This window comes from Lysobacter stagni (assembly GCF_030053425.1).
Classification (GTDB): domain Bacteria; phylum Pseudomonadota; class Gammaproteobacteria; order Xanthomonadales; family Xanthomonadaceae; genus Lysobacter_J; species Lysobacter_J stagni.
The window spans coordinates 2,093,436-2,113,207 of the sequence record NZ_JASGBI010000001.1; the positions used below are offsets into that span (position 1 = coordinate 2,093,436).

Genomic DNA, 19,772 nt, shown 5'->3' on the forward strand with positions numbered 1-19,772 from the left:
TAGTGTCGAACGCGTGCGGGGGCGAGTGCCAATCGGCACGGTCAGCCCCCGGGTTTTGCGACGAGGCGAGACCTTCCCGCGTCCGGCCGTGGTCAGAGACGTTCGATCAGTCCCATCGCAGCGGCCGGGTTGCGCTCCTTCGCGGCGCTGATGAAGAAGATGTACACGTCGCGCTTGCGCTGCGGTGCGGGTTCCGGCGACAGCGACGGCAGCTTCGCAGGTTGCTGGCCGTCGGCCCAGCGATGCGCCCGCTCGGCCCAGTTCGACAGTTGCTGCGCCGTGTAGCCGGTGGGGACGTCGCTTTGCGAGCACATCAGCCGGGCGTAGACGAAATCGGCAGTGACATCGGCGAAGGAGGGGTGTTCCTCGGAATCGGTGAACACCGTCGCCATGTTGTGACGGCGTGCGAGTGCGATGTAGTCGGCATCGACGAAGGCGGCATCGCGCACATCCAGCACATGGCGCAGCGTGCGGCCTTCGACCTCGCGCGGCAGCAGCTGCAGGAATTCGGAGAAGGGCTCACGCTGGATCTTCTGGTTGGCGTCGAACTGCCATACCAGCGGCCCCAGGCGATCGCCCAGCGAGGCGATGCCGCCGACGAAGTCCTCGATCTGCGGGCCCGTCTTCGCCAATGCGCGCGACTGCATGATGCGCATCGGCGCCTTGGCCGAGAACACGAAACCTTCCGGCGTTTCCGATGCCCACTTGGCGTAGGTCGCCGGCTTCTGCGCGCCGTAGTACGTGCCGTTGACTTCGATGGCGGTGAGCTTGCGGCTGGCGTATTCCAGCTCGCGCCGCTGCACCAGCCCCTTGGGATAGAAGTTGTCGCGCCAGGGCGCGAACGTCCAGCCACCGATGCCGACACGGATGCCGTCGACGGGGCGCGGGTGATCGTTCAAAAGGTCCATGCGTCAGGCGTTCCAGGGGTCGTAGCTGCCGAACCACCACAGGTGGCCTTCGGGATCGCGGCAGGCATAGCCGCGGCCGCCGTAGTCCTGGTCGGCGATGTCGATCTCGATCGTCGCACCGGCGGATTTCGCCTGGGCGTAATGCGCGTCGGCGTCGGTCACGATGACGCACACGCCGTGCGTGGCGCGCCCGCCGGTTTCGTCGGGATGGATCATGTACTTCGCCCAGTCGCCGTCCTTGCCGGACGAGCCGAGCATGATCATGCCGTTGCCGTGGGTCAGCTGCGCGTGCAGGACGACGTCGCCGTCCATGTACACGGCCTGTTTCTGGAAACCGAACGCGCGGCACAGCCAGTCGATCATCGCCGGCGCGTCGCGGTAGCTGAGGGTGGGGATCACGGTGCTGCCTTGGCGGTGGGGCATTGGCCGGCTCCGGGGTTGGAAGGCGCGCAGGATATCGCTTTCAGGTTAAGTCCATGTGGCCCCGCGGGAGCACAATGGCGGCGTCCTTCCCTGGAGAGCGTGCATGACCACTTACACCGGCGGCTGCCACTGCGGCGCGATCGCGTACGACGTGGAAGGCCGGATCGACCAGGTGATCGACTGCAACTGTTCGATGTGCGCCAGGCGCGGCGGCCTGCTGTGGTTCGTGCCGCGCACGGCCTTCACGCTGAAGACACCCGAATCGAACTACGCCACCTACACGTTCAACACGCACCGCCTGCAGCACCATTTCTGCCCGACCTGCGGCATTTCCCCGTTCTCCGAGGGCCAGATGCCCGATGGCACGCCGATGATCGCGATCAACGCGCGTTGCCTGGAGGGCGTGGACGTGGCCTCGCTGAAGGTGGTGCCGTACGACGGGCGCTCGCGCTGACGAGACGCGGACTGCTGTGCGCAAAAACAGCAAGGGCCCCGAAGGGCCCTTGCCTTGAAGCCACCGGCCGTTATTTGATCGGCTCGTCCAGCATCATCTCGCGGACGTAGCGGACCGGCGGGGCGCCGTAGGACAACACCTGGTCGTGGTATGCCTTGGCGTTGAACTTGTCGCCCAGCTTGGCTTCCACCGCCTTGCGCATGTCGAAGTGCTCCTGCGCACCGACGAAGTACGTCGGAAGCTGCGCGCTGGTGAGCTGCGCGCGCTCCCACTTGCCGGCGGCCTCGCGCTCCTGCTGGAACGCCTGCTTGGTCATCAGCTCCATCGCCTGCTCGCGGGTCCAGTTGTCCACGTGCACGCCCTGGTCGAGGATCGCGTTGGCGATCGTGCGCAGGTAGAACTTCAGCTGCACCAGGCGGAACAGCGGGTCGTTATCCAGGTAGCCGGCGTCGGCCATCATGTCCTCGGTGTAGACCGCCCAGCCCTCGGCGAACAGGCCCGAGCGCAGCACCGAGCGCAGCGTCGAGTGCGACTCCGCCGAATGCACGCCTTCCAGGTAGTGGCCCGGCATCGCCTCGTGGATGGACAGCAGGTGGATCATGCGGCTGTTGTATTCGCGCAGGAACGAGTCGACCTGCTTGTCGTCCCAGTCGTCCGGGATCGGCGAAATCGCGTAGTAGGTGTCCAGGCCCTTGTCGAGCGGGCCCGGCGAATCGCAGTAGGCCACCGCAACGCCGCGCTGGAACTCCGGCATCAGGATGATCTTGACCGGGTCGTTCGGCACGGTGACCAGGTCGTGCTTGCGCGTGAAGTCGGTGGCGTCGGCCAGCGTCTTCTTGGCGAAGTCCACCACCTGGTCGCGCGCGGGCTTGTCGGCGTAGGCCAGTTCGAGCGCTGCCTCGATGGCCTTCTGCTGCTGTTCCGGCGTCGGGTTGGCCGGCATCTCCGGCGCGCCCGGCTTGTCCTTCAGCACGGTCTGGGCGATGGCGTACATCTCGCCGCGCACGCGCTTGAGTTCGCCTTCGGCGCGCTGCTTGATCTCCGCGCGCGACAGCGAGGAATTCAGCGAGAACTGCAGCTTCTCGTCGTACAGCGTCTGGCCGATGCGGAAATCGCCCTTGGCGTTGGGCACCAGCGTCTTGTCCAGCCACGTCTGCTGCTCGGCCACGGCCTTGCGCAGGTTGGCGACGGCGGCGTCGAGCTGCTTGCGATCCTCTCCCTGCAACTGGTCGGCGTTGGGCACGATGAACGTGTCGATCAGGCTGAGCATGCCGGCGTTCTGCTTGGCCACCTTCTCGGCGTGGATCTTCGGCACGCGCGCCGGGTCCAGGTTCTCGCGCATCTGCGCATAGACCTTCGGGATCTCCTGCATGCGCGCGGTCGCCGACTTCAGGCGCTGCGGCATCGGCGCGAACTCGCGCGCCATCAGGTTGTAGATCGCACCGCCGGCCAGGCCGCTGTACACCTGCGGATCCCACGCCCAGCTCTGCAACGTCTCGACGCTCCACACGTCGCCTCGCGCCTGGTTGCGCAGGATCGCCGCGTCGATCTGGTTCTCACGCGAAAGCCTGGCGGTGTCGATGCCGTCGAGCTCGGCGAGGATCTTCTTCGCGAACTCGACCTGTGCCTGGCGGCCTGCGGCGCTGAGGTCGTCGATCTCGCCGTCGTAGTCGTGCTTGCCGATCTGCGTGGCGCTGACCGGGTTCAGACGCAGCCAGCCGTCCAGCCACTGCTGGGAGATCTCGCTGAAGCGCTGGTCGACGGCCGGGTCCGACGCAGGCGCTGCGGCGGTGGCGTGCGTATCGGCAGGGGCGGGGGCGGTCTGCGGCTGGCAGGCGGCGAGGCTGGCGGTGAGTACCGCAGCGGCAAGCAGGGTGGGACGGAACGACGGCATGGAAGGTCTCGATGGTTGGGAAACGCGGCGCCCGGCCGCGATTGTCCGAGCATATCGCCTGCGGGCACCGCGTCGCATGGGCCGGTCGTCGAGCCCCTGCGCGCTGCTTTGCCGAATGTGCCGGTCCGGTGTCAGGCCGCGCTTTCGAGGCGGTCCGGGTGTGAATACACGTTCAGCGAGTCCCCGCGCGCGAACGCGGCCAGCGTGAGCCCGGCCGCCTGCGCGGTGCGGATGGCCAGGTCGGTCGGTGCGGAGATGGCCACCAGCACGCCGATGCCGGCGGTGGCGGCCTTGTGCACGATCTCGTACGACGCGCGTGATGTGACGACGGCGAAGCCGTCGTCGGCGCGCAACGCCGGTTCGCTCCGCGCCATCGCGCCGATGAGTTTGTCCAGCGCGTTGTGGCGTCCCACGTCCTCGCGCACCAGCAGGCCGTGCTTCGATGCGAACGCGGCGGCGTGCACGCCACCGCTGAGCGCGTTGAGCGGCTGCTGGCCGACCAGCGCCGCGAGCGCGGCATGGATCTGCGGCATCGTCACGCGCGTCGATGCGGTCACCGGTGGCACGGGCCGCATTGCCGCCTGCAGCGACTCCACGCCGCACAGACCGCAACCGCTGCGGCCTTCCAGCCCGCGCCGGCGCGTCTCGAGCGCGTCGAACCGCGCCTGCGGGATCGCCGCGTGCAGGGCGATCCCGTCATCGCCGCGCACGACATCGACCAGGCGGAACTCGTCCGGCGTGGCAACGATGCCCTCGCTCACGGCGAAGCCCAGTGCGAAGTCTTCCAGCGCGTCGGGCGTGGCCATCATTACCGCGAACGGCGAGCCGTTATAGAGCAGCGCGACCGGCGCCTCGACGATGACGCGGTCGTCGTGCGAGGCGCGACCGTCGCCGCTCAGGCGCAACGCCCGTACCGCGTGCAACGGCTCGTTCATGCGTGACCGCCCAGGCGACGGCCTTTCTCGGTGAGCCACAGGCACGTGCGTTCGCCGTCCTCGCGCCGTTCGATCAGGTCCAGTCCGTCGAAGCGCGGGTCGTCTCCCAGCGCGGACAGCAGGCGCTGCAATTCGCTCAGCCCCAGATGCATGCGCTTGGCGACGCGATGGATCGACTGGCCGTCTTCCTCGTGCAGAAGGCGCAACAGCGCGAACGCGTCGTCGTCGCTCACGACGCGCTCCGCTTCAGGCGCACCGGAATCGACTTCGATGCCGGCGTGCGTGCGCGCTCGGCGTGGTGGTCCAGCGGTACCAGCGCGTTGGTTTCGGGGAAGTAGCTGGCCAGGCAGCCGGTCGGGATGTCGTACTCGACCAGGCGGAAACCGTGCGCCGTGCGTTCGCCGTCGCTCCATACCGAGGTGATGTCGACGGTTTCGCCGTCGCGCAGGCCCAGCCGTTCGAGGTCCGTTCGCGAGATGAAGCACACGCGGCGCAACCCGTGCACGCCGCGGTAGCGGTCGTCCAGGCCGTACACGGTGGTGTTGTACTGGTCGTGCGAGCGCACGGTCATCAGGCGGAGAAGATCGCCCTGCGCACGGTGCGGGTCCAGCGGGTGCACATGGAAACCGGCCTTGCCGCTGGCGGTGGGGAACACGCGCTCGCGGCCCGGATGATGCAGGTGGAATCCGCCGGGCACGCGCACGCGCGTGTTGAAGTCGGTGAATCCTTCGATCACCTGCGCGATGCGATCGCGGATGCGGTCGTAGTCCTCGATCAACCACAGCCACGGCGTGCGGCTGCGCGGCAACGCGGCGGCGGCCAGGCGCGCGACGATGGCCGGCTCCGACAACAGGTGCTCCGACGCCGGCGGATTCATGCCGGAAGACAGGTGCACCATGCTCATCGAGTCTTCCACCGTCACCGCCTGCGGGCCACCGGCCTGCAGGTCGATCTCGGTGCGGCCCAGGCACGGCAGGATCAACGCGCGTCGTCCGTGCACCAGGTGGGAGCGGTTGAGCTTGGTGCTCACATGCACGGTGAGGTCGCAACGGCGCAGCGCTTCGTGGACGCGCGCGGTATCCGGCGTGGCCGCGGCGAAGTTGCCGCCCATCGCGAAGAACACCCTGGCGCGGCCGTCGTGCATCGCCTCGATGGCGCCGATGGTGTCGTAGCCGTGTTCGCGCGGCGGCGTGAAATCGAAGGCGGCGCCGAGGCGGTCGAGGAACGCGGGCGAGGGCTGCTCGTAGATGCCCATCGTGCGGTCGCCCTGCACGTTGGAATGGCCGCGCACCGGGCACGGGCCCGCACCGGGCTTGCCGATGTTGCCGCGCAGGAGCAGCAGGCTGGCGAGCATCTGGATCGTCGCCACGCTGCGCGCGTGCTGGGTGATGCCCATGCCCCAGCACAGGATGGTGGCGTCGCTGGCGATGTAGGTGCGCGCGGCCTGTTCGAGTTGCGCGCGCGTCAGGCCCGATTCGCGTTCGAGCGCATCCCAGGGCGTGGCGCGCATGGCGGCGTCGAACGCGTCGTAACCGTGCGTGTGCGCGGCGACGAAGGCGCGGTCCACCGTGCCCGATTCGACCACGGCCTTGCACAGCGCGGTGGCCACCGCCAGGTCGCCACCGATGCGCGGCTGGTAGTACTCCGAGGCGATCTGCGTGGACGAACCACCCAGCATGTCGGCGGGCGATTGCGGGTTGGCGAAGCGTTCCAGCCCGCGTTCGCGCAGCGGATTGAACGCGACGATGCGGCAGCCGCGGCGCGCGGCGCTGCGCAGTTCGCCCAGCATGCGCGGATGGTTGGTGCCAGGGTTCTGCCCGAAGATGAAGATGGCCTGGGCGAGTTCGAAATCCTCCAGCGTCACCGAACCCTTGCCGCTGCCCAGCTGTTCGGTCAGCGCGACGCCCGAGGCCTCGTGGCACATGTTCGAGCAGTCGGGCAGATTGTTGGTGCCGAATTCGCGCACGAACAGCTGGTACAGGAACGCCGCCTCGTTCGAGGTGCGCCCGGAGGTGTAGAAGATCGCTTCGTCCGGCGAAGCCAGCGCGTCGAGTGCTTCGGCGATCGTCGCGAATGCCTCGTCCCATCCGATCGGACGGTAGGTGTCGCTGTTGGCGTCGTACGCCATCGGCTCGGTCAGGCGGCCCTGCGCCTCCAGGAAATGATCGTCCTGCGACGCGAGCCAGCCGACCGCGTGCTGGTCGAAGAACCCACGCGTGACGCGCCGCGAGGTCGCTTCGTTGGCGACGGCCTTGACGCCGTTCTCGCAGAATTCGAAGGTGGAATGCGGATTGCGGTCGGGCCATGCGCAGCCGGGGCAGTCGAATCCGCGCGGCTGGTTGGCGCGCAGCAGCGTGCCGGCGCCCTTCATCACGACCTGCTGCTCGCGCAGCGCCTGCCAGGAACTCTTCAGTGCATCCCAGCCACCGGCGGGCTTGTCGTAGGTGTCGATGGCGTTCTTGTCGGACATCGTTTCCGGGCCGTGCGGCCTGTATTGGCAGCGTAATCATAGGCCCGCGCGCCTTGTCCGGCGATGACGGCGGATGAAAGGCACACGCTGCGATGGCATAGTCCCGCCCTGACTGGAGGAGACCCTGATGCGCCGTTTCGTTCCCCTGCTGTGCCTGTTGCTCGCGGCGGCACCCGCGTGGGCGCAAACGTGTCCGCCCGACGGATGGACGCGTGAGCAACTGGTGGTGCTGAAGCAGTCCGGCTTCGCGGTGGCCGATACCGGGCAGCGGCACGCGCTGGCCCTGGGCCTGGCCGAATGCCTGGGCACGAACGACGCCGAACTGCGCGACGGCATCGCCTACGAGGCGCTGGCCGCCTGGATGCGCAAGGGCGAGCTGTCGACGGAAACCCTGCGCGCGCTGCGCGAACGGCTCTATTCGATGCTCGGCGAAGCGGACCAGGACGGTTTCGCCTGGCCCTTCGCCGCACTGGCGCTGTCGGAAGTGGCGCGCACCGATCGCGTGTCGCCCTGGATGACGCCGGCCGAGCGCGCCACGATGGTGCTGCGTGCGACCACGTACCTGGAATCGGTGCGCGACTACCGTGGCTTCGATCCTGCGACAGGCTGGCGCCATGGGGTCGCGCACGGTTCCGACTGGCTGATGCAGTTGAGCCTCAACCCGGCGCTGGACGGGCCGCAACTGCACCGCATCCTGGATGCGGTGTCCGCACAGGTGGTGCCCGCAGCCGGTATCGCGTACGTGCATGGCGAGCCGCAGCGGCTTGCGGCGCCGGTGGTGTTCGCCGCCCAGCGCGGCGTGCTCGACGAGAACGGCTGGAAGGCGTGGTTCGCCGCGCTGTTGCCACGGTTGGGCGATCCATCGCTGGCATGGCGCGATCCGCAATGGCTCGCGCGCCGCCACGATCTGGTCGCGTTCCTGCAGGCGGTGTACGTCGAGGCGGACCAGTCGGAAGACAAGCGCATGCGCGCGGTGTTGCCCGGAGTGGTGGCGGCGCTGAAAGCGCTGCCCTGAATCGACACCGGCACGAATCGGACGATTCCGATTCACGCCACCGCAGTGTGTCGGGAGCATAGGCCGATCCCTCGGTCTGACGGTTCCGGACATGGCCTTTTGCAGCGATTCGATCTTCCGGCACAGGCCGTGTTCCGGCTGCGGAGGCATCGAGCAGCGTTCCCTGCACGGCGCCCCATCGGCAACGCTGCGCGGATTCGAGTTTCCGGTGTTCACGTGGCTGCAGGAACAGGCGCCCACGCACACGCTGCATTTCGTGGTGATCGACCAGGGCGAGCGGCGCTTCTGCTTCCGCGTGCGGCGGCGCCGGCAGTCCGGCCCGCTGTGAAGCTCAGTTGTCCTCGGTGTCGAATTCCACCAGCACGTCCAGGTCGAACGCCAGCGCTTCCACCGCATCGCGAACGCGGTTGGCGGTAGCCAGGTTCGGTGCGTCTATCTCGAGCGAATGCTGCCCCGGGCCCTGATCGTCCGGCAGCCCGGCCGAGCTGGAATCGTCGTCGTCCATGTGCGGCATGAGGTCGTCGACTTCCTCGATGTGTTCGATGCCGTCGAGGCTGGTGAGCAGGTTGCTGATGGCGCGGACGTCGTCGTCGCTGCCGGTCACTCGAAGTCGCAACATGGGCATGGCACGGTCCTGCATCGCTGTGGAGCCTGTGTGGCAGGCTATTGAGCCTTCGGGCAAGACGGTGTGATGGCGGTATGCGTCCGTCACGTGGCAGGAGTAGGGTACGCGCATGAACACGATGGCCCATGCTCCCGGTGTCACCCTGCGGCCGCTGGAACGCGGCGACCTGCATTTCGTCCACCTGCTCAACAACAACCGCAGCGTGATGGGTTACTGGTTCGAGGAGCCGTACGAATCGTTCGTCGAACTCGAAGAGCTGTATCGCAAGCACATCCACGACCAGTCAGAACGCCGCTTCATCGTGGAGGACGCTTCGCACGAACGCGTGGGGCTGGTGGAACTGGTGGAGATCGACCAGCTCCACCGGCGCGCGGAGTTCCTCATCATGATTTCACCCGAGCAGCAGGGTCGCGGCTATGCGCGTGCGGCGACGCGGCTGGCCATCCACTACGCCTTCCGCGTGCTGAACCTCTACAAGCTCTATCTGCTGGTCGACGTCGACAACGCGCGCGCCATCCGCATCTATGAAGATGCCGGCTTCCGGCGCGAGGGCGTGCTGATCGAGGAATTCTTCAGCGACGGGCGCTACCACGACGTGGTGCGCATGTGTCAGTTCCAGCGGGAGGCATTGCAACGCGACCCGCCGGACCGGCGCGGCCACGTAATCGTCGAGGAACGCACGGCGCCGCCATAGGGCGGCGCGCTGGCCCGGGACGTGCGCGTCTCAGCGCGCCTTGGGCTTGGCCTTCGCTTTCGGCTTGGGTTTGGGCTTGGCCTTTTCGGCTACCGCCTTGGGCGGCGGGGCGCGCGTGGGCAGCGGCACGTTGCACAGGTCGATGTGGTTGGCCATGTGCTTGTACCACTCGTCGCGACGGTTGCGCCGCGCTTCGACGAGCTCGGTGAACAGCGGCGTGTCGGTGCGCAGCACTTCGATCGGCACGCGCTCCTTCTTCGGAACTTCCGAGGCCAGGCGCACCGCCTTGATCGGCGCGCGCTGCGCGGGATCTTCGTAGAAGCCCAGCGGGCCGGTGCCGCGTGGCAGCACCGACAGCAGTTCCATGCCCTGGAGCACCCGGCCCACCACGGTGATGTTGCGATCCAGCTGGCGTGGCGACTGGCCGATCACGACATAGAGCTCGGTGCCGTTGCTGGAATCGGCGGCCACGTCGCGACCCGCTCCGACGGTGCCGTAGCAATGGGCCAGCCAGGCGGCGTCCGCGCCGGGATCGCGTCCGGCCGGGAAACCGCCGGCGAAGCCCACTTCGGGTGCCCAGCCGTCCGCGTCGGGCAGGCGATCGAATGCCACGCCCTGCGCCTTGCGTGCGAATTCCGCCGGCAGCTTGGCCTTGGTGCCGCGGCCGAGCGGCTTGCGATCCTTGTCTTCCTGCGCCGGATCGCCCCACTGCACGACGAAGTTGTCCTGCGAGCGGTTGATGCTCATGCCGTTCCAGTAGCCGTTCTTGGCCAGGGCGCGGATGTTGGCGACGTGGGCCGGCGCGAATGCGGGCGCCAGTTCGATCACCACACGGCCGCGCTCGAGGTCCACGTACAGCGTGTTCTTCGCGTCCGGCGTGCGCCAGTCGGACGGCTTGGAGGCGTCGAGGATTTCCTGCATCGAGCGCGGCTTGCCGGCCGGTGCTGCGTCCTCTCCGGACGCATGGGCCAGCGGCAGCGCGGCCAGCAGTGCGGCACAGAGCAGTGTGGACGCCCACGAATGCGGCTTTGACACGACGGATCCCCTTATCCCTTCGTTGAACGCACGATTCTGGCCCAGCCCACGCATGGGCGGCCAGTCCCATCGGCGGGAAACGTGCGGAGCGTCAGAGGACCGGCCACCGGACCGTAGAAGGGCTCAGGCGGATGCGCCGTTGTGTCCGCTGCGCGTCGCCCGCGTCCGCGCGGCCTTCTTCGCGCCAGCGCTGCGCGAGGCGGAGGTGCGGGACGTCTTCTTCGCCACTTTCGTTGCCGCCTTCCTGGCCACGGTCTTTTTCGCCACTTTCCGCGCGGTCTTGCTGGCGGCCTTCTTCGTCGCCTTGCGTGGCGTCTTCTTCGCTGCCCTCCTTGCGGTCTTCTTCGCAACCTTCCTGGTTGCCTTCTTCGTGGCCTTCTTCGTGGCCTTCTTAGCGGATTTGCGCGCCCCGGTCTTTTTGGCCGCGGTCTTCTTTGCGCCCTTGCGACCCGAGCCGCTGAGACGGCCGCCACCACTCATCTTGTTCACCGTGGCCCATGCGATGCGCTCGGCATCCGCCTCGGACCGGCCTTCCTTGCGTTCGCTTTCCTCGATGTGCTCGGCCTGGCGCTTCTGCTTGTCGGTGTATGCGGATTTGTCGCCCCGGGGCATGTCCACGCCTCCCGCCGCGGGATGGATGCGGCTTGAGGCCGTCTTAGCAGCCCCGCGGTGCAGGGCGCGCAACGGCCTGACCGGTGTCATGACTAATGGCAGGTTCTGTATATAGAACTTGATAGTAGTGTGAGCCTCAATCTAGCGGGCATCCCCCGGCCCCGCGCGAGCGACCTCCGCCATGACCGACCTCGACACCCACCTGCGCAAATTCCAGAAAGAGCTCAGCGCCGGCACGGTGTCGTTGGCGCTGCTGGCGGTGCTCGCCGCGGGCGGCGAGGCGATGTACGGCTATCAGATCGCCAAGCAGCTCGAACGCGTCGGTGAGGGCGTCCTCAGCGGCAAGCAGAGCGCGCTGTATCCGGTCCTGCGCAACCTGGAGGGCAGCGGGCTGCTCGACAGTCATGTCGAACCCTCCGTCTCCGGTCCGCCGCGCCGGTACTACCGCATCACCGATGCCGGCCGCGCCGTGCTCCACGAATGGGCCGCCGCGTGGCGTGCGACCCGTGATTCCGTCGATTCCGTCCTGGAAGGACTCATTCCATGAACGCCTTCAACCCCAGCAACGACACCGCACGCGCCGGCCTGCCGACGACGATCCCCGAATACCTGGAACACCTGCGCCGTTCGCTGGCCGGCGCGGATCCGGCCCTGGTGCAGGACGCCCTGTACGACGCCGAGGAATACCTGCGTTCGGAAATGGCCGAGAACCCGGGGCGAAGCGAGGCCGAGGTGATCGTCTCCGTCGCCGGCAGCTACGGTGCGCCCGACGAAGTGGCCGACATCTACCGCGACACCGAGGTGAAGGTGCAGAGCGCGCTGCGCGCACCGCCGCCGAGGCCGCGCGGTTCGTGGATCGGAAAGTTCTTCGGCGTGATCGCCGAGCCGCGCACGTACGCGTCGCTGTTCTACATGCTGCTCTCGCTGGCCACGGGCATCTTCTTCTTCACCTGGGTGGTGACGGGCATCTCGCTGTCGGCGGGTCTGGCGGTGCTGATCATCGGCATCCCGTTCGTGATCCTGTACTTCGGGTCGGTGCGCATGCTTTCGCTGGTGGAAGGGCGCATCGTGGAGACGATGCTCGGCGAGCGCATGCCACGCCGCCCGCTGTACACGGAGCGCGGCAAGCCGCTGCTCAGCCGCATCGGCGACCTGTTCACCGACCCGCGCGTATGGGCCACTCAGCTGTATTTCCTGCTGATGCTGCCGCTGGGCATCCTGTACTTCACGGTCGCGGTAACCGGGCTGACCGTGTCGCTGACGCTGATCGCCGCGCCGATCGCCGCGATGTTCGGTGCCGACAGCCGCCTGTCCATCGATGGACTGGTATGGGGCGAACCGTGGCTGTATCCGGTGGCGATGCTGGCCGGCGTGATCCTGCTGTTCCTGACGCTGCATGCCGCACGCCTGGTCGGCCACCTGCACGGCCAGCTGGCCAAGCACATGCTGGTGAAGACCGCGCAGTACACCTGAGTGAAGGTCGCCTTCACGCACGGACTGCGGGCTGGTTAACAGAACCGGCGACATGCCTGGCCTACGGTGCGGACGCGGGAAGCTTGCCGCGACAATCAAAGGAGATGAGCAATGCGTCGTTTCAGGACCTTCGCACTGGCCGCCGTCGTCGCGCTGATGTCGGCCGCATCGTTCAACGCCACCGCGAGCTGGCAGGGAACGTGGCTGTACTACGACGACGAGGGCGTACTCGTCGGTTCATGGACCGCGGGTTGCCGCGAGATGGACGGACGCTGGGGCGTGGAAACCAGCAACAAGGTCTTCGTCCAGGGCTGCCGCGCATCGAGTTGAGCCGCACGTCCACTGACGTAACGACGAAGCCCCGCATCGCGGGGCTTCGTCATGCATGGCCTCAGAAGTCGAACAGCTCGTCGAGCAGGTTCTTTTTCTTCTTCTGCCGGTAGGGGTCCGAGGCGCTGTAGCGCGGCGCCTCCCGTCCGTGATCCTGGCGTGGTGGAAGCGGCGGCGGTGCCGTGCGCGAAGGCGCATCGAGGGACGCGCGCTCGATCAGCTTGTCGAGTTCGCCGCGATCGAGCCACACGCCACGGCATTGCGGGCAGTAGTCGATCTCGATGCCCTGGCGATCGGTCATCGCCAGTTTGACGTCGCGGCAGACGGGGCAATCCATGGTGCTTCCTCGCGTGCGGTGGTCACCCTGATCTCGGGGCGCCACCGTCGCGGATCAAGCGCCCTGCGCTGCTTCCCGTGCCGCATGCGCGGCGATGAAATCGCGGACCTGCGGATACACCTGCGTGCGCCAGCGACGACCGCTGAAGATGCCGTAATGGCCGGCGCCCTTCACGGTGAGGTGCTCGCGGTCGCTTTCGGCGATGCCGCTGCACAGCGCCTGCGCGGCGCGCGTCTGGCCCTGGCCGGAGATGTCGTCCAGTTCGCCCTCGATGGTGAGCAGCGCGGTGCGATGGATCTTCGACGGATCCACGCGTTCGCCCTTCACGTCCCACAGGCCGCGCGGCAGCAGGTGTTCCTGGAACACGATGCGTACGGTGTCCAGGTAGTACTCGGCCGGCATGTCGAGCACCGCGTTGTACTCGTCGTAGAAGCGGCGATGCGCGGCGGCGTCGTCGAGATCGCCCTTGACCAGGTCCAGGTAGAAATCCCAGTGCGACTGGAAATGCCGCTCCGGATTCATCGCCACGAAACCGCTGTGCTGCAGGAAGCCCGGATACACGCGACGTCCGTGCCCCGGATAGTTCGGCGGCACGTGGTGGATGAGGTTGTCCTGGAACCACGACAGCGGCTTGTGCATCGCCAGGTCGTTGACCGTGGTGGGGTTCTCGCGGGTGTCGATCGGACCGCCCATCATCACCATCGAACGTGGGGTTTCCTCGCCACGCGCGGCCATCAGCGAGATCGCAGCCAGCACCGGCACCGTCGGCTGGCACACGCTGATCACGTGCAGCGACTCTGCACCGATCTGGCGGATGAACTCCTGCACGTACTCGACGTAATCGTCGAGCGAAAAGGCGCCTTCGCTTTCGGGCACCATGCGCGCGTCGACCCAGTCGGTGATGTAGACCTTGTGGTCGCGCAGCAGCGTGCGCACGGTGTCGCGCAGCAGCGTGGCGTGGTGGCCCGACAGCGGTGCGACGACCAGCACCGCCGGGTCGTCCTTCAGGTCGCGCAGGTTGCCGGCGTCGTCCGCATAGCGCTTGAAGCGCAGCAGGCGGCAGAACGGCTTGCGCGCCATCTCGCGTTCGATCACCGGGTAGACGGTGCCATCGATGTCGATGGAGTGGATGCCGAACTGCGGCTTCTCGTAGTCCTTGCCGATCCGGTACAGCAGCTCGCAACCGGCGGCGGCCTGCGCCGAACCCGGTAGCGAAGACAGCCAGCCGCCCTGTTGGTTGAACATCTTGGCGCTGGCTTCGGCCCAGTACGTCATCGGGGCCATCCAGGCACGGCCCAGTTCGTGAAGCTGATAGAGCATCGCGTGGAATCCGCTGTTGGCCCCCGTCGGGCGCGTGCTGCGGCGCAGCATATCCCAAGGAGCGGGATGCCGGGTGAATCGGGGATCAGGCCGGCCTTTCCAGCGCCACCAGCCGATCCGCGAGCCCCGGAGCCAGCCACTGGTGCGATCCCAGGGCGGTAAAGCCCTGCGCCTGGAAGCGCTGGCGATAGAAGCGGGCGGGACGGGGCTTGAAGCCGACGTCATCGCCGTCGGTCTCGTCTTCGCGGGTGAACGTCTCCAGGAACGCGATGCCGCCACACAGTTCGGCCAGGCCGGGCAGGCCGCGGTCGAGTTCGCGCGTGTCCAGGTAATGCATGACGTCGCTGCAGACCAGCAGGTCGACCGGCGGGCAGGGGCGCAGGTGCGCGAAGTCGGCGAACTGCGCCAGGTGCAGGCCGCGTCGCGCGCCGTAGCGCTGGATGGCGTAGGCACTGCTGTCGAAACCGAGGTAACGCAGTTTCGGGCGCAGCTTCAGCAACGGCGCGCGCCATGCGCCTTCGCCGCAACCGATGTCGAGCACGGTGCGGACGGGGCGCTCGAGGTAGTACTCGGCGGTGGCCACCGCCAGCGCCACCTTGCGCGCAAGCCGCGCGGTGCTGCCGACGGCGTGGTCCTTCTTCGCCGGATCGCGATACCAGCGTTCGAAATAGGCCTGGTCGTACTGCTTGCTCATGGAAGGGCGGGTGGGCTCGATGCGGGACGCGTGCCATGCTATCGCGCCACGCCGCCTCCACACACCGCCAAGGACCTTCCATGACCGCTTACTTCTGGATCAAGACCGCCCATGTGGTGTTCGTCATGGCGTGGATGGGCGGCGTGTTCTACCTGCCGCGCATCCTCGTGAACCTGGCCGAGGTTGGCGACGAACCCGCTGTGCGCGCGCGCCTGGTGCTGATGGGGCGCCGCCTGTACCGCTTCGGCCACATCATGTTCGGTCTGGCCTTCGTCTTCGGACTGGTGCTGTGGTTGGGCTATCGCGTGGTTTCCAGCTTCCCGACGATGGTCGCGCCGGGCAGCGGTTGGCTGCATGCGAAGTTGACACTGGTGGTGCTGATGCTGGTGCACTTCATCTTCAGCGGTCGCTGGCTGAAGGGCGTGGCTGCGGGCCGTGCGCTGCCGTCGTCGACGGCGCTGCGCTGGTTCAACGAGGCGCCGGTGTTCCTGTTGATCGCGATTGTGTATCTGGTACTGGCGAAGCCGTTCTGAGGGTTCGTCGTTTCCGCGAAGGCGGGAACTGCAAGCGCTACAAGATCAGGAGCAAAAGCTCCGCCCGAAAACGGGCGGGTTACTTTTGTCTTGGCAAAAGTAACCAAAACCGCTGGCTCCCTCCGCGATCCGCCGCTGCGCGGCGGTTCCCTGTGCTCCTCGCCACACGAGGGCACGCCGCCCAAACTCGCTGCGCTCAAACATGGGCGGCTCTTCGGCCCTCGTGCGGCTGCGGTGCTCGGCTCGCTCCGAAGTCGCAAGATCAACGGCAACGGCAACGGCAACGGCAACGGCAACAGCAACAGCAACAGCAACAGCAACAGCAACAGCAACAGCAACAGCAACAGCAACAGCAACAGCAACAGCAACAGCAAGCGGAAGTCGGTGGCCCGGATGCTCTTCGCTCCCGGGCCACCTTCGTACGACGATCGCTTTATCGCGCCGCGCGGAACTTTGCCGGATCAGGAAGCGTGACGGGCACGCCGTTCTCGTCGCAGTCGTTTGCCTTGCACAGTTCCTGGCGAAGCGCGGGCATGGCCTGCAGCAGGAAGTGGAAGATGGTGTTCTGCTCGACGCTGCCGCGCACGGCATCGCTGCCGGGGCCGCGCGCCCAGATGCCGACGTCATCGCCGCCATGCGATTCGGCGGCAGTCGGCACCAGTGCTTCCTGCAGGTAATCCGGGTCCTGCGTGTTGACGTTGCGCAGGTCGGGGCGGCCGTTCTTCGGGATCTGCACGCCGCTCACGGTGTGCTGGAAGCGCTTCGGGCCTTCCGGTTGCTGCGCGCTCGCGCCGACGAAGCCCGGGCCGTTGCTGTAGTTCAGCGTGGTGTAGGGCAGGCCGAGCTGGTCCAGTGCGTAGCTGCCGTCGCCGTCGTCCTCGCCGCTGCTGCCGCGCACCTTGTCGAGGATCGGATTGCCGCGGCGCGGGTAGCCGACGAAGCTGAGCGTGTGCGAGTGGTCGGCCGTGACCAGGATCAGCGTGTCCTGGGCCGAGGTCGCGTCCGCGGCGGCCTGCACGGCCTCGCTCAACGCGATGGTGTCGGTGAGTGCGCGATAGGCGTTGCCGTAATGGTGCGCGTGGTCGATGCGGCCGCCTTCCACCAGCAGCACGAAGCCCTTGTCGTTGCGTTGCAGGCGTGCGATCGCGGCGCGCGTCATCTCCGCCAGCGTGGGTTCACCGGCGCCGTCCTGCGGGCGATCCTGCGAGAACTGCATGTGGTCGGGTTCAAACAGGCCCAGCAGCGGTCCCTCGGCCGGTGCATCGGCGAGCTGCTGCGCATTCCACACGTAGGTTCCGGCGGGATGGCGCTGTTTCCACTGCGCGATGAGGTCGCGGCCGTCGAGACGTTCGCCGACCTTGTCGTCGTACTCGGGATCGCGCTCCGACACCGGCATGAAGTTCTTGCGGCCACCGCCCATGAGCACGTCCGGCCCGTTGCCGAACGGCGTCTCGACCAGCTGTCGCGCGATGTCGATGCAGCCGTCCGCCTTGGCTTCGTCGCTCAGCTCCGTGTCGTTTTCCCAGTTGCGTTCGGGCACGTGGGTGAACGTGGCGCCCGGCGTGGCGTGGGTCACGCGCGTGGTGGTGACCACGCCGGTGGCGAAGCCGCGACTGGCGGCAAGCTCCCACAGCGTCAGCATCGGGACCGACTGCGCGGCCGCGCAATCCTTGCGCATCGCCTGCTGGCCGATGCTGAGCACGCCGGCGCGCGTCTTCACGCCGGTGGCCATCGCGCTCATCGTGCCGGCCGAGTCGGGCGTCTGCGAATCGGTGTTGTAGGTCTTGCTGAGCGCGGTCGACGGAAAGTACTCCCAGCTCAGGCGATTGTTCTCGCCCGGGCCACCCTTGCGCTGGCCGTCGAGGATGCGCGCGGCGGCGACGGTGGTGAGGCTCATGCCGTCGCCGATGAAGAGGATCACGTTCTTCGCCTTGCCCGACATCGCGCCGCGTGCGGCGGCCTGCGACGCGCCGTCGCGGAACCACCACTGCGGGGTTTCGTCCGCGGGGTGGCGGATGGTCGGCACGTCCACTTCCAGCGTGGTCGGGTTTGCCGATCCGGGCGTTCCGGTGGTGGCGCAGGCGCCGAGGAGGAGGAGGGTGGCGAAGGCGAGGGTGGCGCGGGGCAGACGGGGCATCGGAAGGCGCTGGGCAGAGGCAAACCGCGATTATGGCGTGCGTCATTGCAGGTCTGGGACACCGGTGTTGCATTCACGGGGTCGCTGTCACCATCAGCGTGGGCTATCGTGCCAATCCGACAGGTTGTGTAAAGAACGAGGTCCCGATGAAGCTGGTTTCGGCCTGGCTCCGAATCCCCTTCTGGCAGCGCGTGCTGGCCGGCTTCGTGCTCGGCGCGCTGGCGGGCTGGGCGTTCGGCCACTCTGCCGAAACCTGGTTCGCGCCGCTGGGCACGATCTACGTCACGCTCATCAAGATGATCGCCGTGCCGCTGGTGTTCTTCGCGGTGATGAACGCCATCGGCAGCCTGCACGGACAGAAGTCGGTGGCGGCGCTGGGTGGGCGCACCTTCGTCTGGTTCGCCATCACGGCCGCGCTTGCGGTGGGCGTGGGTCTGCTGGTGGGCTGGCTGCTGCAGCCGGGGCACGGATTGACCGGGTTGACCATGGCGCCGGATTACACCGTGCGCCACGTGCCGTCGCCGCTTGAGGTGCTGCTCGACGTGGTCCCGACCAACCCGTTCAAGGCACTGAGCGAAGGCAAGATCCTGCAGGTCATCGTCTTCGCGGGGCTCGTTGGCTTCGCGCTGGTGAAGCTGGGCGAGAAGGTCGCGGGCCTGCGCAAACTGGTGGGCGAAGCCAGCGACACGATGGTGCAGGTCACGCGCTTCGTGCTGGAGATGACGCCGCTGGGCACCTTCGGCCTGATCGCTTCGCTGGTCGGCGCGTACGGTTTCGAGAAACTGCTGCCGCTGGGCACGTTCGTCTTCGCGCTGTACCTGGCGTGCGCCATCCACATCGTGTTCGTGTACGGCAGCCTGATCTCGCTGCACGGGCTCAACCCGCTCAAGTTCTTCCGCGGAGCCGCGCCGGGCATGCAGGTGGCGTTCGTGGCTTCGTCCAGCTTCGCCGCGATGCCGGCCGCGATCCGCGCGGTCACTCACAACCTGGGCGTGGACAAGGATTACGCGGCCTTCGCCGTGCCGTTGGGCGCGAGCATCAAGATGGACGGTTGCGGTGCGATCTACCCCGCGCTGACGTCGATGTTCGTCGCGCAGTACTTCGGCCTGCAACTGGAGCCGAGCCAGTACTTCACCATCCTGCTGGCGTCCGTGCTGGGCAGCTTCGGCACCGCCGGTGTGCCGGGAACGGCGATCGTGATGGTGACGCTGGTGCTGTCGGCCGCGGGCCTGCCGCTGGAAGGCATCGGCTATCTGGTAGCCATCGATCGCGTGCTCGACATGATGCGCACGATGACCAACGTCACCGGCCAGATGGTGGTGCCGGTGCTGGTGGCGAAGGAAACCGGCATGCTCGATCGCGAGGTGTACGAAGCGGCGTCGAGCAACCTCGGCATCGCCGCTGGCGAGAAGGCCGAAGTCAGCCGGGCCGCGGCGAAGTGAGCTCGACGGTGGAACTGCTCGAGCGGTTCCCCGATGCCGAAGACTACTGCCGCCTGCGTGCGGATGCCGGCATGGCCACGCGCACGATCGAAGCCGCGCGGCGTGGGCTGGCCAACACGCTGTACGGCGTGAGCGTCGTGCGCGAGGGCGAGGTGATCGGCATGGGCCGCATCATCGGCGACGGCGGCTGCTTCTTCGTCGTGGTCGACATCGCGGTGGCGCCCGAGCATCAGGGGCAAGGCCTGGGCAAGCGCATCATGGGTGCGCTGGACGCGTGGCTGCGCGCGAATGCGCCACCTTCGGCGGTGGTGTCACTGGTCGCCGATGGCGAGGCGAAACACCTGTACGCGAAGTACGGCTTCGTCGAAACGACGCCGCACTCGGTGAACATGGAGTATCAGGTCGATCCGGCAGACGCGCGTCCGCCGCGATGAACTGCCT

Annotated in this window: 23 protein-coding genes and 1 pseudogene; 11 read left to right on the forward strand and 13 right to left on the reverse strand. The window is 67.3% G+C overall.

Annotation, left to right across the window (positions count from 1 at the left end; translation table 11 throughout):
* Positions 1–92: 92 nt before the first annotated feature.
* Positions 93–908 (reverse strand): DUF72 domain-containing protein, encoded by an 816-nt coding sequence (locus tag QLQ15_RS09715; RefSeq protein WP_283212590.1) that lies wholly within the window; start codon positions 906–908, stop codon positions 93–95.
* A 3-nt stretch (positions 909–911) separates the two neighbouring features.
* Positions 912–1,331, reverse strand: coding sequence for a VOC family protein (locus tag QLQ15_RS09720; protein ID WP_283212591.1), 420 nt, complete (start codon positions 1,329–1,331; stop codon positions 912–914).
* A 103-nt stretch (positions 1,332–1,434) separates the two neighbouring features.
* On the opposite strand from QLQ15_RS09720, the gene QLQ15_RS09725 reads away from it, so the two are divergent.
* Positions 1,435–1,785 (forward strand): GFA family protein, encoded by a 351-nt coding sequence (locus QLQ15_RS09725; protein WP_283212592.1) that lies wholly within the window; start codon positions 1,435–1,437, stop codon positions 1,783–1,785.
* Positions 1,786–1,855: 70 nt separating this feature from the next.
* Here QLQ15_RS09725 and QLQ15_RS09730 read toward each other — a convergent pair whose 3' ends face one another.
* From QLQ15_RS09730 to QLQ15_RS09745, 4 genes are all read right to left on the reverse strand, one after another.
* Positions 1,856–3,679: a DUF885 domain-containing protein gene (locus tag QLQ15_RS09730; RefSeq protein ID WP_283212593.1), complete on the reverse strand. Its 1,824-nt coding sequence runs from the start codon at positions 3,677–3,679 to the stop codon at positions 1,856–1,858.
* A gap of 131 nt (positions 3,680–3,810) precedes the next feature.
* Complete coding sequence (fdhD, locus tag QLQ15_RS09735) at positions 3,811–4,614, reverse strand: formate dehydrogenase accessory sulfurtransferase FdhD (RefSeq protein ID WP_283212594.1); 804 nt, start codon at positions 4,612–4,614, stop codon at positions 3,811–3,813.
* On the reverse strand, positions 4,611–4,847 hold the full coding sequence (locus QLQ15_RS09740; protein WP_283212595.1) for a helix-turn-helix domain-containing protein: 237 nt from the start codon (positions 4,845–4,847) through the stop codon (positions 4,611–4,613). The genes fdhD and QLQ15_RS09740 overlap by 4 nt, the downstream gene beginning before the upstream one ends.
* Positions 4,844–7,084, reverse strand: coding sequence for an FdhF/YdeP family oxidoreductase (locus QLQ15_RS09745; protein ID WP_283212596.1), 2,241 nt, complete (start codon positions 7,082–7,084; stop codon positions 4,844–4,846). The genes QLQ15_RS09740 and QLQ15_RS09745 overlap by 4 nt, the downstream gene beginning before the upstream one ends.
* Positions 7,085–7,211: 127 nt before the next feature.
* Here QLQ15_RS09745 and QLQ15_RS09750 point away from each other — a divergent pair, with 127 nt between their 5' ends.
* Together QLQ15_RS09750 and QLQ15_RS09755 are read left to right on the forward strand one after the other, a co-directional pair.
* Complete coding sequence (locus QLQ15_RS09750) at positions 7,212–8,099, forward strand: DUF2785 domain-containing protein (protein ID WP_283212597.1); 888 nt, start codon at positions 7,212–7,214, stop codon at positions 8,097–8,099.
* 91 nt (positions 8,100–8,190) lie between these two features.
* On the forward strand, positions 8,191–8,427 hold the full coding sequence (locus QLQ15_RS09755; protein ID WP_283212598.1) for a hypothetical protein: 237 nt from the start codon (positions 8,191–8,193) through the stop codon (positions 8,425–8,427).
* A 3-nt stretch (positions 8,428–8,430) separates the two neighbouring features.
* On the opposite strand, the gene QLQ15_RS09760 is transcribed toward QLQ15_RS09755, so the two are convergent.
* The gene (locus QLQ15_RS09760; protein WP_283212599.1) at positions 8,431–8,724 is read right to left on the reverse strand and encodes a hypothetical protein; all 294 of its coding nucleotides are present in this window, start codon (positions 8,722–8,724) and stop codon (positions 8,431–8,433) included.
* A gap of 109 nt (positions 8,725–8,833) precedes the next feature.
* Between QLQ15_RS09760 and speG the strand changes: the two genes are divergently transcribed.
* Entirely contained in the window at positions 8,834–9,418 is a 585-nt protein-coding gene (gene speG, locus QLQ15_RS09765; protein WP_283212600.1) for a spermidine N1-acetyltransferase, read from the forward strand.
* A gap of 96 nt (positions 9,419–9,514) precedes the next feature.
* Here speG and QLQ15_RS09770 read toward each other — a convergent pair.
* Both QLQ15_RS09770 and QLQ15_RS09775 read right to left on the reverse strand, forming a co-directional pair.
* A pseudogene (locus tag QLQ15_RS09770) lies at positions 9,515–10,453 on the reverse strand (peptidylprolyl isomerase); the annotation flags it as partial.
* A gap of 123 nt (positions 10,454–10,576) precedes the next feature.
* On the reverse strand, positions 10,577–11,065 hold the full coding sequence (locus QLQ15_RS09775) for a hypothetical protein (RefSeq protein ID WP_283213988.1): 489 nt from the start codon (positions 11,063–11,065) through the stop codon (positions 10,577–10,579).
* Between the two features lie 181 nt (positions 11,066–11,246).
* Here QLQ15_RS09775 and QLQ15_RS09780 point away from each other — a divergent pair, with 181 nt between their 5' ends.
* The 3 genes from QLQ15_RS09780 (at position 11,247) to QLQ15_RS09790 (ending at position 12,868) form a co-directional block, all read left to right on the forward strand.
* Positions 11,247–11,612 (forward strand): PadR family transcriptional regulator, encoded by a 366-nt coding sequence (locus tag QLQ15_RS09780; protein ID WP_283212601.1) that lies wholly within the window; start codon positions 11,247–11,249, stop codon positions 11,610–11,612.
* Positions 11,609–12,538, forward strand: a complete 930-nt coding sequence (locus QLQ15_RS09785; RefSeq protein WP_283212602.1) for a sensor domain-containing protein — start codon at positions 11,609–11,611, stop codon at positions 12,536–12,538. Before QLQ15_RS09780 ends, QLQ15_RS09785 begins: the two co-directional genes overlap by 4 nt.
* Before the next feature lie 111 nt (positions 12,539–12,649).
* A complete protein-coding gene (locus QLQ15_RS09790) occupies positions 12,650–12,868 on the forward strand; it encodes a DUF6289 family protein (RefSeq protein ID WP_283212603.1) in 219 nt (72 codons plus the stop codon).
* Between the two features lie 61 nt (positions 12,869–12,929).
* Here the strand turns inward: QLQ15_RS09790 and QLQ15_RS09795 are convergent, their stop codons facing one another.
* The 3 genes from QLQ15_RS09795 to QLQ15_RS09805 form a co-directional block, all read right to left on the reverse strand.
* Positions 12,930–13,205, reverse strand: coding sequence for a TFIIB-type zinc ribbon-containing protein (locus QLQ15_RS09795; protein ID WP_283212604.1), 276 nt, complete (start codon positions 13,203–13,205; stop codon positions 12,930–12,932).
* Positions 13,206–13,259: 54 nt separating this feature from the next.
* Positions 13,260–14,525: a polyhydroxyalkanoate depolymerase gene (locus QLQ15_RS09800; protein WP_283212605.1), complete on the reverse strand. Its 1,266-nt coding sequence runs from the start codon at positions 14,523–14,525 to the stop codon at positions 13,260–13,262.
* A gap of 85 nt (positions 14,526–14,610) precedes the next feature.
* Positions 14,611–15,219 carry a class I SAM-dependent DNA methyltransferase gene (locus QLQ15_RS09805; protein ID WP_283212606.1) on the reverse strand — a complete coding sequence of 203 codons (609 nt, stop codon included), beginning with the start codon at positions 15,217–15,219 and terminating at the stop codon, positions 14,611–14,613.
* An 80-nt stretch (positions 15,220–15,299) separates the two neighbouring features.
* On the opposite strand from QLQ15_RS09805, the gene QLQ15_RS09810 reads away from it, so the two are divergent.
* Positions 15,300–15,752, forward strand: coding sequence for a CopD family protein (locus QLQ15_RS09810; protein WP_283212607.1), 453 nt, complete (start codon positions 15,300–15,302; stop codon positions 15,750–15,752).
* Between the two features lie 90 nt (positions 15,753–15,842).
* A complete protein-coding gene (locus QLQ15_RS09815) occupies positions 15,843–16,226 on the forward strand; it encodes a hypothetical protein (RefSeq protein WP_283212608.1) in 384 nt (127 codons plus the stop codon).
* Here the strand turns inward: QLQ15_RS09815 and QLQ15_RS09820 are convergent.
* On the reverse strand, positions 16,186–17,889 hold the full coding sequence (locus tag QLQ15_RS09820) for an alkaline phosphatase (RefSeq protein ID WP_283212609.1): 1,704 nt from the start codon (positions 17,887–17,889) through the stop codon (positions 16,186–16,188). The two genes, QLQ15_RS09815 and QLQ15_RS09820, sit on opposite strands and share 41 nt — an antisense overlap.
* Positions 17,890–18,035: 146 nt before the next feature.
* On the opposite strand from QLQ15_RS09820, the gene QLQ15_RS09825 reads away from it, so the two are divergent.
* Both QLQ15_RS09825 and QLQ15_RS09830 read left to right on the forward strand, forming a co-directional pair.
* A complete protein-coding gene (locus QLQ15_RS09825; protein ID WP_283212610.1) occupies positions 18,036–19,331 on the forward strand; it encodes a dicarboxylate/amino acid:cation symporter in 1,296 nt (431 codons plus the stop codon).
* A complete protein-coding gene (locus tag QLQ15_RS09830; RefSeq protein ID WP_283212611.1) occupies positions 19,328–19,765 on the forward strand; it encodes a GNAT family N-acetyltransferase in 438 nt (145 codons plus the stop codon). Before QLQ15_RS09825 ends, QLQ15_RS09830 begins: the two co-directional genes overlap by 4 nt.
* Positions 19,766–19,772: the final 7 nt, after the last annotated feature.